Origin of the sequence: Prochlorococcus sp. MIT 0701 (genome assembly GCF_000760295.1) — a bacterium.
GTDB lineage: Bacteria > Cyanobacteriota > Cyanobacteriia > PCC-6307 > Cyanobiaceae > Prochlorococcus.
The window spans coordinates 16,680-28,519 of sequence record NZ_JNBA01000005.1 but is presented as its reverse complement, the minus strand read 5'-3'; the positions used below and the strand labels follow the sequence as shown (position 1 = coordinate 28,519).

Genomic DNA, 11,840 nt, shown 5'->3' with positions numbered 1-11,840 from the left:
CGCAGTAGAAGCAAGCTGACTTCTGGCCCCTGCTCCAACAGTCTCAAAAAATCGTGGGCTCATCGTCTGGTGCGACAAAGTTTATTTGTGCGTCAAACCAGTCGATACTCCTCTGCATCGTCCTAGGTGCCCTGAACGGAGTTTTTACAGCCACACACCTGGACAAATGGCCCCAGGTGCCAATCCTCAGAAGCTTCGCTTAATCACTAAACGACATTAAAAACCGACCTCCCCTTTTTTAGAGGGGGGTCTGTTTTTTTATGCATAGAGGGAGCTTTTGTCTTATGCCATGACGTTGCAAGGGTTTCAAATGTGAATTGACATGGCCGGTACCTTTGTTAATCACTCATTTAAATTGGATTCAAAATCTCAATTTGGATAGATGGCTCTACCCATTTAGTTTTGGGATTAATGACTTGCAAGAGCTGAGCACCAATTTGCATGATCAACACCATGATTCATGTCTTCTACCAACTTGGCTTTTATTCACATGTATTGAGTAAAATATTGCGAGGGCCTACTTGCATATCTCGACTCTGAGTTGGCCGTTGTTGCTCTACTTCATAAGTGCGTTGGCAAGTATCAATCAAATTTGCAACGAATTTGATTGAATGTGGTGGTGGTATTGGGCTACAAGGTGTGGAGTGATCCTGCCCAGTTGAGGAAGAATGCGAGCGCAAAGCCAGTTAAAAGGCCAATCGCCCAGCCCAGTCAGAGCATCTGGCAGTTTCTCAACCGAAAGTGTTGCTGAATTTCTATTGCGGCTCTTCTGTCTAGGGCGATTAGATTCAGCAATCAGACCTACCAGTGATACTCCTTGTGTGGATTTGGTTTGTGTGCAAAACCCTAGAGTGGTTTTGTTCAACGTGATCCACTGTGAATGAATCCAGTCACATTCACTGATCGCTTTATCAACGCATTGGTTGGGGTTGGTCGTCTTTTCCAGAGGGGAGAGCGCTAAAACATCTCAACGCGCATTGCTAGGAGGATGTCAATTGCAACTTGAGGACTTCAATCACCACAAGTGATGCTAGGCTCGCCATTGCAAATCTCCCGTGCAATATCTCGACTTGGCTCAATCGGGCGAAAGTCATGATGGAAAACTCCCATAACGATCAAAGAGAAGAGCCGTCGATGTAGAAAGTCGGCGACACATCTTTATTACATAAAGACAGGCCTCTCAAGCTGCGTCAATAGGTCAATGCACTGGACAACTAGTTTGATCGGGCGTTGACCCAGTGCAGCAACGCATTAAAAGTATTCAACACCAACGTGCTTGAGCTCGATCTGGCTGGCAACCTTAATTTCATTCGTCTCAACCGACTTCTTTTTGCAAGATTGCGCATATCCTGCAATCAAAAGGTGGGGGTCTGAAGAGGTTGTGTACTCCTGACTCCTGACTCGCTAGTCTCTTGATATAATCAACCAATCCCAAATCTACGTAGAATTCGAACGAGATCCACATAGGTGTGTTTCTTGATAAGTTCCAATGAATAGAGAGCTTTGAGAAAAGAACAGAGCCGAACCAAGCCAGAACTAGAGAATGCGATTAATATTGGCCAGTCAATTCAGACGATAAATATATAGCTTGTTGAAAGCTAGGCCAAGAAAGATGGCCTGGAAAGGATATCTTGTTAGATGTAAATGTTTGCACAAGAAGAGTAGGTATTTCAAGTGAGTTTTCGTCAACTGCCTGGCATGACTAATTGCATTCTCCTATAAATAAAAAATCAAATAATTACTGTCGAGCTGAACTGATTGGATGAAATTATCAATTCTTGGCGATTTATTTGCATATGATTCTATATTATGATCTATTTGATTCTTAGTATCCGTTCTTTCGAGAGTTCATATTCTTCTTTGCTGATTAAGCCTTGTTCATATAGCCGCTTTAGCTCTTCCAGCTTTTGAAAAGGCCGCTTGGCTCCAGTTGCAAAGAGCCACAATCGCACTAAATATTTTTCCGACCGCTTTAGGAAAAGAGTTTCTGCTTTCTTATTCTTTGGTATTTTTGGTTTGGCGATGCTGTCGTCGAGAACCCAGTCTTTTACTGTTAGATTTAGACGAATCATTGAGGGATGCCATGGTCTACGCAACTCTCCTTTAGTAATTCCATGTCGCATGAGAATTGACATTGCTTCTCGTTTGGCTTGACGGATCCCCGATTTGTACAGGAACGGTCCAGCAACATATGTAGTCACATAGAAGACTACTTTCCATTGCTCTGAGGAAGGCCCTTGGCCCGAGACTCCGAAAGTATTTATAAATGCTCCAATGATTATGCATATAAGCGCTGTTCCAGCGATCCTATGAATTATTGGGGTGATCGATCTTCTGGATATGGCGTAATATACATCTACAAGAGGAACCCAAGCTGATGACAATGCATAACCCCAGCCAGTGTCTTGTTGACGCCTTCTGAACGCTAGGATTTTTCTTTGTGAGATCTGATGTACCATTAATCCTACTCAGAGACTATTTAATAGCAAAATATCTTTCTTGTGCTTCTACATAGTGAAGCGAGTCAAGAATAGTAGAATAGGAAGTAGATGCTGAATTGCAGTTACTGTTATTCATAAGGGCGTACCTTTTAACTCTTTGCTCAATTGTTAGCCGATCACTCCGGAATCCTTTGGATGGCCAATAAGTTTCTTGCTGCATGCACATATGCGAGCAGACTATTATTGAGAAATCGAAATCAACGCTCTTGTAGATGTAGTCTATTGCCGCAGTCTTAGATGATGTTCTCATTAATATATTCCCTCCTCCAGTAGTCGGACAAAATTAGCCCTCTTTAGGGACGAATAGCATTTCAACTTCTGAAACTAGTGCAGAAAAAAGTGACCTCGATTTGCCTCTTAAACTTTTACAGTGTGCAGCAATAAGTCATTTTGTTAGAGGGTTTAGATTTTATTCATCTGTTACCTGCGAATTTGTTCCTTGCTTGCCTCATGCAACGTTTTGCGCTTGTAGCCTGAATGATTCATGAAATAGTGAGATAATTTACGTGGCTTGTGTATCCCTTGGCCAATGCACGTGCTTGACCGCGATATTTTGTTGCCCTCTTATGATGTCTTAGTAATTGGTGCTGGGATTGGTGGACTAACTGCAGGTGCACTTCTTGCTAAACGTGGTTACAGAGTTTTGGTAGTAGAGCAGCATTATCTTCCTGGTGGATGCGCGAGTATCTTTCGCCGTCAAGGGTTTACATTTGATGTCGGAGCTTCTCTCTTTTTTGGGTTTGGAGAAAAAGGCTACAACCCACATCAATTTGTCATGAATGAGCTGGAGGAAGACATTACTCTTGTGCCGATGGATGAAACCTTCACTATCCATCTAGATCAGACAACTAAAGTCTCCATGTATACACAACGCGAAAAGTTTTGGGATGAAATGTGTTCTTGCTTTCCGCACCAATCAGAACAAATTAAGGCATTATTAAGGGAATTCGAATCTTTTTATCATGACTCATTGGATAGCTATGGTGGTCAGTTTTTTGCACCAGCGGAAACGCCACCACAACATGGCATCAATTTGATGCTTACGCGACCGTTCTATTTAGCAAGGTTGCTCAATTATCTCCTTTCAACTCAAGAGCAACTATTTCGTCGCTTTACGCGTGATCCGCAGATTCTCAAACTATTTACACTTTTAAATCAAAATATGACCACTTGTGGATTGGATCAGACTCCTGCCATCGCTGGCCCAATGATCCACGTGGAATCTTACACAGGTGGTTGCTATTATGCTCAAGGTTCACCACAGACTCTGGCGAATAAACTAGAAAAGGCTATTCATAAGTATGGTGGGCAAATATTATATCGCAATCGCATTGACAAAATCTTAATTGAGAAGGGACATGCGATTGGCTGTCAGCTTGAGAGTGGTCTTAAGATTAAAGCCCATACCGTAATTTCAAACACAACGATTTGGAATCTCTATGGTAAGTTGATCGATCCCCAGCATATATCTCGCAGAAAAAGAAAGTGGGCTAAGAAATTTAGGCCAAGTTATAGTGTATTTGGTGTTTATCTTGGTGTTAAGGCAGAAGCTGTCCCTCCAACGATTAAGCCTACACAAATACTGCCCTATAACGACGAAGGTTCTTCAAGTTATCTGACAGTCTATGTCACGTCGATGTTGGACCCTGAAGCTTCTCCGCCAGGAACCCATACACTCTGCATATTTCTACCGGAATCTACGCCAGAGATCACACAGCCAACAGATGGTAAAGATAAATATCATACCCGTACATATAGAGATCAAAAGCAGAAAAAAGCATCCGCAATTATTGATTACTTAGAACAGAACTATTTCCCAGAACTTAAAAAACATATCTTGGTTCAGGAAATAGCTACTCCACAGACGATTCAGCGCTATACCCTTAAAAGTCATGGCTCTATTGGTGGACCGCAGGTGAATATGAGCCAAAGCTATATGAGTCGGCTGGCCGCTCGCAGTGATTGGCAAGGGCTTTATTGTGTTGGGGATTCCACCAGTCAAGGGATCGGCGTAGTGTCTGTGACTGTGTCCGCAATCAGTGCAGTCAATGCCATTTTAAAGGATCTCCACCAACCTCAATATCAGCCATTAAAGCAATATCCTCAAAATCATGTGCATTTTGCTAAAACCTCTCTATCTCAAAAACCACAATCTACCGATCTGATTACAGACCATCAGATGACAAAAACTGTGGAAGTTGAGCCGCGAACTTGTCTATCTCCCCGCTGCGTTCGGGCTGGTCCAGATACCACTCATCAAGCCCAAATTGCTCGTCTTGTTGAAGCTGGCAATTGGCTCGGAGCTGCCCAGTCATTACGTGACGTTAATCCACTTTCAGAAATAACCTCTTACCTTTCTCAATCAGACGATTTTTGTGGTCCTTCTTGTTCGCAATTGTTATGTCCTGAAGCTTCTATTCCCATTAAGTCATTAAATCGCTATGTATGCGAGCAAGTCCCCAATTGCATACCAGAGGTGGCTCCTGACAATGGTAAGCGAATTTCTATTGTTGGGGCTGGGCCTGCTGGTTTAACATGCGCACACTATTTGGCGCGTTTAGGCTACCAAATAGATATCTACGAGAAAAATAGCGAATCTGGTGGGATGTTGAAGTGGATTACTCTGGCATCAAGGATTCCTCCGTCAGTATTACCGCGTGAAATATCAAATCTATTATTGCCTTCTATTCGGATTTATTTTGATCAATCTTTAGGTCAAGATATTACAATTGCCGAGCTTAGACTTCAATATGATGCAATCTTTTTAGCCTGTGGTCTAGGAGAGAAGCAAATTCAGTCTAATGATATCGATCATGATTTTAACTTGATTCATGGTCTGAAGTTTTTAGACCAATTTGCTCATGAGCCAACTATTGTTAGAGAGAAGACCTTGACAATAGTTGGTGCTACCTACCTTGCTACTGACATCTCAAAGTTGGCAATTCGAAACGGTGCAAATAAGGTTCATCTGATTGACGAGCAGGCTCAACTTCAATCCAAATCTCAGGCTAAGCGTTTAAATGAAATGCAAGAACTTGGAATTGAGATCCACTCCAGAATAGATCCAATAGCCTTCTCTGAACTCTGTAGTTCTTCTCATCAAGTGATTATGGCAGGTTTTGAGCAATACCGTATTGAGTCTGAATTAAGGGACCATCTAAGTACAAGCCTTGTTGTTGACATTGACGCCTTGGTTGACTTAGAAACACTACAGGTTCAGGGTCAGGCCAATGTATTCGCCGGTGGAGATATCATTAGAGGCTCCAGTAGCATTCAAGAAGCAATTAGAGACGGACGCAAGGCAGCAGTAGAAATCAATCATGCCTTAATGAAGAATCAATCTTGATTCTCCGAATAGAGATTTCACACTTGAATTCATAGTACTATTAAAAATGGAGTATATTGGTGAGGTCAATAAATATGAACCGATGCTTTGGTTTGAATAATTTTTTGCGATCTTTAGAATAACTCTATTCTAGCCACCAGTATGAGCTTTATTAGTGTAATGATGCTTGAAGGCCAAGATGACTTTCGCCGAGCTGAGCAGCAATCATTTCAGTGGCGCATACGGATTGATTCAGAGATTGATTTGGATGTAGAGCTCAAGCAGGGAGCAGAAGAAGAGCCTGATCATCGTATATCTTTTCTCATTCCCAAGGGTTCAAGAATTTTAAAACTTATTGTTGATAATGGTCAGATTATAAAGAAGATTTATCAAACGCCGAATGGAGAGAAAATCTCCGTGAAATGCTGAACGTTTTCTAATACTCTTTCTGCCAACCATCTTTCCATAATTAATGTATGTATAGGATCATTCTCCTTCATGGTTGAAGAGAAAGGGTGACTTGCCTAAAATCTTCTTTTGCCAGGCTAATTAATATGACAAATCATTCTTCGAAGTGTCTCTTGCTGCTCGAGAGTGTCTCTGGAGGAAGTGTAGAAACAATTATCTGATATTGCTTGCAACAGTTTTGTCATATAAACTATAAGATGAATGCTTCGCTAAAGTGATTCTTCAGAATAGACGGAGTATACCTTAGTTATTAGTATGAAGGTACTGAACCTTTCGCCATGTGAGGCGGCTTTGATTCCTAGATAACACTAAACACTTTATGGATGTTCATGTGCTGACTGACAAAGGCTTGATCTTCTACTCAATCAGCCTAGGCCTTGAACTGTGAATAAGCCATTGTTAGCTCAATAAAAAGCACTTAAGGCGGGTTTTGGAAAGCGACTGAGCCCACACAGCAGTACACGCCCTTAGAAGAACCGCCTAACTGGCTTATTTTCTCTTCCGCAGCCGTTCTGGAATAAGATGAACATGAGGGCACTACCCATGATTCATCTCACTCAACTTTCAACAGCTCTGATAGTCACGCTTGGCATGGTCTTCATGTCAAAGGTGGTCATGACACTTGTTGCTGACTTCGCTTTGCTTTCAAGCCTGAAGAGCCTGATGGTCTTGATGGTGAGAGGCAGCTATGCGATAGGCCGCACCTTTGGCATCTTCTACTGGCGATACCTGCATAGCCCGCTCCGTCTGTTTCTGATCCAGCTCCTGGCGCTTATGGTCACACTAGTCATCCTTGCCTTCGATGCTTGCAGGCATATCTGGCAGTATCGCCTTAAGGTAAGTCCACCATCAGTTGCCCGATTCACTCCAGCTCATTAAATGCAGAGCCAGGTTATGGCTGACGACTTAGACGTCCAAGGATCTTCAGTAAACCTTGCTTTCTACCTGATAGTAGCTTCAAGTATTTTACGTAAGTTTTTTATGCATAGGCAGAAACCACAGCTTATGGTTTGTTTTGCATGCTTGAACAAGGGGGATAGCCTCCAATACAAAACCTCTGCGTAGATCCGCTCCACCAGAAATGCGCTTAGTGCAGCTTAGTGATCCTCATCTTGTTGCCTTTAATCATCGATTGGTACGAGGTCAAAACCCGCTTTTAAATTTGCAGTTTGCGTTGCAACAGGGAGCGTCTCATTCCCCGGATCTGCTTTTGATTACTGGTGATCTTTGTCATGATGAGAGCTGGTGTGGGTATGTTTTATTGCGTCATGAATTGCAGAATCTGGCTCCATCAATAAAGGTTGCTGTTCTTCCTGGCAACCATGACAACCCTTTGTTCATCAAGGCGGCTCTTGGACGCCATGCCTTTACAGCCCCAGCAGATTTGAATGTTGATGGTGTTCGTCTGATTCTTCTTAGTAGCCATGTCTCAGGTCGAACAGCAGGTCAACTTGGTGAATCACAGCTGCAATGGCTCGATTCGCGCTTGTCAGATATTGAGCAATTTGGCAGGCCATTAGTGGTGGCGTTGCATCATCCACCCTTGCCGATTGGCTCTTCCTGGTTGGATGCCATTGGTCTAGTGGAGGGTGAGGCGTTGATCAAGCTACTCACTCCTGTACAAGAGTTAAGGGCTGTGGTATTTGGTCATATCCATCAGCACTGGCAAGGGGTATTACCTGGGCGTACAGATGTGTTGGTGCTTGGCTGTCCTTCCACTCTTTGCAGTTTTAAGGCTGTACAACCATGCTTTCTGGGTCGAGAAGATGAACCTGGTGGGCGTTTGATTGAGTTGGATGAAAGCGGAAACCTTTTTGAAAAGCTTCTGCGATGGTCATATCCCGATCTTGATCAGGGTGATGTTGGTCGATAACCAGACCAGATTCGATGCCCTTCTATTTTGACTTGATTTATATCTTTCCAAGACATCAAATAATCCTCAACTTATCATATGTTTATCGCTGAAGGGATTAAACTTGTGATCTATGGGCCCTATCGGCCAACCCAAGTGCTTGTCTATATGCTCTAACTCATGCAAAAAGAAACTTGCTTAAGTGAAAGTGAGCTGTGGCTGAAGGTTTTTTAACAAGCGTGCCTGACGGCTTGCCGTCAGACTGTATATCAATGATTGAAACTCTATCTTCTGCTCTCTTAAAATGGGATGCCCAGCTTTCTCTTTTTAGTGTTGCCCAGTCTGATTTGCATTATATGTACCAGAGTTTGGAAGATTAATTTGCCAAGCAGCGTAAACTCAACACGTTGCACCCTCAAAAAGAATCACTCTTAAGCACTCTTTAGCAATGTTGCCACCCTTACCCCTTAGGCATTGCAGATTTTAACTACTTTTAAAGGGAAGCATTTTATTTGAACCTGTGAGCTTTTTGCATCTTGCGATATGCCTGTGTTTTTCGCTTGTTCAATTACGAAAGATAATGTTATGTATTTAGACGATGATGCTCAGGCACCCCAAGAGTTAAGTTCGCTAGATTGATGCGATTAGTAGTCATGAACGCAAGCATATGCGGGAGCAGTCTTAACAAATAATTTTTCCCTAGGCGGTTTATTTAATTTTCAAAATCCTGATGAAGATTAGAGCTACTCTTTGCTTAATTCCATTGATAGTATTGCGCAAAGCATTTTAATCTGAGCATGGATCAATAGCAGCCAACTCCATTGTAGATTTGGCTAGATGAGCAATTGCTTCGTCATTTTCAATGATCTCCATGTGGCCAACATCAGGTAATACACGCATCTCACATGCTGGATTACTCGTCCATCTCATAGGGGCTTCATTCATCCATTTACTATCACCACCGTCTCCATCTGCTTGTATCTGATTAGGACTTTCACTATTTAAAAATCCTGCACAACTTGGTTTTACGCATTGGCCATCATGATGGGAAATTGATTGGTAATCAAACCCAATCGTAGTTGGTATCCCATTGCCATAAATAAAACGACTCCTGATAGGTAGAGGCAGATGATCTATCTCCCCTTTGCGAAACCAATTTTGATTGCTTAAAGCATAGTAGTCTGTTGCACGTAACATTGATATCGCCCCTACATCTTTGAGTAATTGACGTGTATCCTTTGCAAGGTATTCTTTAGCCCCGTTCCTGTAGAGTACATTGTTTGCGTATACACTTGGTTGTAGATCTAAGGCAAGTTCGCCAGCCCAGCTCATATCCGAGGGTGATGATGATCTGCTTTCCCCATCCCAGCTCCATTGTTTCTGAAATGCCCAACGTAGGCAATCACTGCAGCCCGAGAACTGACCTGCAAATGCAAAGAAGAGCTGTATATGATTTCTTATCCAATCCTTTTCAATGGTGCGTAATGCATGGTATGCCATCAAGCAACCTTGACTATGACAAGCAAGAATGACTTTTTTACCATTGGTGTGTTTATAGACTCTCTCAACCAGCTTGATTAGATTTGGCCGGAAACTATTGGCCCCTGGTGGGTATCTATAGTCATAAGGAAGACAAAATAGATCTCGATTTGATATCCAGCCATACGTCTGCAATTTTCTTGCCATTTTCGAGTAGCGAGGACACTCGGATTCAATGTCAATACCAACCGAAATTGGGTTAATATTGACCGTTTTATTGTTACTTACTTGTCCATTACTTCCGATATTGAGTTTCAGCCAGTCTCGTACCTTTGTTTTGTCTCTCTTCTTTAGGCCGCTAAGAATTGCATAATCAAGAGCATTTTTTGCTGGTGCTGGAAGGCTATTTTTTTGTATAAACGCAGGTAAAAGAAAATTAAACTTCTCGGAGGCCCCATCTCTTTTATTAACCTGAATGCGAAGAGCACTCATCCCATACCCTGGAGCAAATATTAAGGGAGGTATATTCTCTTTGGCCATTGTTCTTGAGTTATGGCTGTATGTAAAAACTGCTGCGAGCAGGATCATTCCTCCAGCCTTGAGCATCATCATGATGATCTTATTTTAAGGAAAATCTTGGTTTTGGGTTTCTCAGTGTGGCTATCAGTCCTGCTTTGGCAGGTTGTAGACATAATTATCAATCGATTCATGCAAGAGAAGATCAAAGCTAATCTTTTATCAACGCTTCCATCTTATCAAAGAAAAATTGCTGTCTGGTATCTTTTATGTTTGCGATTCTATTTGAATGGTTTAGAAAAAAGATCTTTGGAAATACGTTCGATGTCGGTCAAGTTTGCATTAGCTCTGAGAGGCTTGACCATGCCCATCAATAGCCTTTTATTTGACAGAGGTCTTGCCTTGCAACAACTTATTCTTGATGAATATAATATAAACAAAAGTTTTTCTTTTAAGTGTTGTTCAAGTTAGTCATCTTTGACAAGGCTATTTGTTTTGATTAATGATTATGCCAATCGTCCATCTATCTGCCTGCGGGAATAAATCGCTCTGAGATTCCAGAGCAATCAAGGCTGGTATATGTATCCACTCCAGTTTTGGAATTTTTACCTTTGGCTCTTGCACAGAGAGCTTTTTGTTCTTGTCTGTCCAGCATGGCGTTAGTGAAATCTGCTCCATCTATTAAAGCTCCGGCGAATTCACTTTTCCTTAGATTTGCGTTTCGTAGGATACTTTCTGAGAGGTCTGCGTTGTCAAAGCGAGTGGCGTATGCCAGGACATCCTCTAAGTTTGCACCGTGAAGATTGGCATTCTTCAGAGTCGTTACGCTGAATGTAGATCCACGCAGATCAGCCTCGCTTAAATCAAAGCCAGCAAGATCATACTTCACAAATTCTGCTGTTAAGGGTTTGCCATCTTCAATTGGCTCGAGAAATGGATACTTTTTGCTTAGAGCCTCTAGGTTCTTCCTATTCTCTAGCATCGATGGATCAGCTCCGCCCTGGTCATTTTCCCACATACTTGGATAAGTGGCATCTGCTGCCAATGGCAGGGTCAGATAAATAGAAGCGGCAATTGGGATGAGTATCCCCAGTAGTAGAGATCGCAGGACTGAAGACTTAATCTTCCACATTGGCTTGCATCGTAGAACTATCTGGCCTCTATTAATATCTCATTGGCTTCAAATAATGGCTGTATTCAAGTTACCAGTTTAACGTAATATATCTACGGTCTAAGGTGACACTTGCTACTTCTTATATCTGGTCTAGTCACTGCTCATTGTCTGATTTGATAGGTACTTTAGATGGCCATTCCTTTCTCTCCTTGTAGCTTAAATGTTTTTTCCTACCAGTGAGCAACCATTGGTGCTTTTCTATGCATTGCCAAATTTTTTTTAATTATTCCCCTTTCGCAAAAAGTCATGCCATTGGAAAGCTAGTTCTCCAAAATTGCCCCTGATCGCATTTGATTGCCTTAGGTAATTCCTGGATAAAGTTTTTTTATTCTAAAGAGTTACCTTTAATAGTGGGAAGTGATCCTCCTTGCAGTTGTAAATCCATTGTTCTTAAGATACGACTCATCTGTGTTAGAGGCATTCGAGATATTATCCATATCGTGTTCTTTCTTATAGAAGTTATCCTCCATCTTCATGTCGATGGCCTTGTGAATCGTTGAGAGACTTCTTTTTTGACAGCAATGA

Annotated in this window: 8 protein-coding genes; 4 read left to right on the top strand and 4 right to left on the bottom strand. The window is 42.1% G+C overall.

The features are described from left to right. Nucleotides 1-980 precede the first annotated feature (980 nt). Both EV12_RS14920 and EV12_RS13835 read right to left on the bottom strand, forming a co-directional pair. On the bottom strand, nucleotides 981-1,094 hold the full coding sequence (locus EV12_RS14920; protein ID WP_081939915.1) for a chlorophyll a/b-binding protein: 114 nt from the start codon (nucleotides 1,092-1,094) through the stop codon (nucleotides 981-983). Between the two features lie 720 nt (nucleotides 1,095-1,814). Then, a complete protein-coding gene (locus EV12_RS13835; RefSeq protein ID WP_193742097.1) occupies nucleotides 1,815-2,072 on the bottom strand; it encodes an SHOCT domain-containing protein in 258 nt (85 codons plus the stop codon). 958 nt (nucleotides 2,073-3,030) lie between these two features. Here EV12_RS13835 and EV12_RS00915 point away from each other — a divergent pair. From EV12_RS00915 to EV12_RS00895, 4 genes are all read left to right on the top strand, one after another. Beyond that, the gene (locus EV12_RS00915) at nucleotides 3,031-5,847 is read left to right on the top strand and encodes an FAD-dependent oxidoreductase (RefSeq protein ID WP_036910898.1); all 2,817 of its coding nucleotides are present in this window, start codon (nucleotides 3,031-3,033) and stop codon (nucleotides 5,845-5,847) included. A 141-nt stretch (nucleotides 5,848-5,988) separates the two neighbouring features. Then, nucleotides 5,989-6,255 (top strand): hypothetical protein, encoded by a 267-nt coding sequence (locus EV12_RS00910; protein WP_036931211.1) that lies wholly within the window; start codon nucleotides 5,989-5,991, stop codon nucleotides 6,253-6,255. 567 nt (nucleotides 6,256-6,822) lie between these two features. Then, a complete protein-coding gene (locus EV12_RS00905; RefSeq protein WP_241466576.1) occupies nucleotides 6,823-7,173 on the top strand; it encodes a transthyretin in 351 nt (116 codons plus the stop codon). 202 nt (nucleotides 7,174-7,375) lie between these two features. Further along, nucleotides 7,376-8,167: a metallophosphoesterase gene (locus EV12_RS00895; RefSeq protein ID WP_036910894.1), complete on the top strand. Its 792-nt coding sequence runs from the start codon at nucleotides 7,376-7,378 to the stop codon at nucleotides 8,165-8,167. Nucleotides 8,168-8,932: 765 nt separating this feature from the next. On the opposite strand, the gene EV12_RS00890 is transcribed toward EV12_RS00895, so the two are convergent. Together EV12_RS00890 and EV12_RS00880 are read right to left on the bottom strand one after the other, a co-directional pair. Beyond that, nucleotides 8,933-10,237, bottom strand: coding sequence for a lipase/acyltransferase domain-containing protein (locus EV12_RS00890; RefSeq protein WP_081939916.1), 1,305 nt, complete (start codon nucleotides 10,235-10,237; stop codon nucleotides 8,933-8,935). A 427-nt stretch (nucleotides 10,238-10,664) separates the two neighbouring features. Next, a complete protein-coding gene (locus EV12_RS00880) occupies nucleotides 10,665-11,273 on the bottom strand; it encodes a pentapeptide repeat-containing protein (protein ID WP_036910889.1) in 609 nt (202 codons plus the stop codon). Nucleotides 11,274-11,840: the final 567 nt, after the last annotated feature.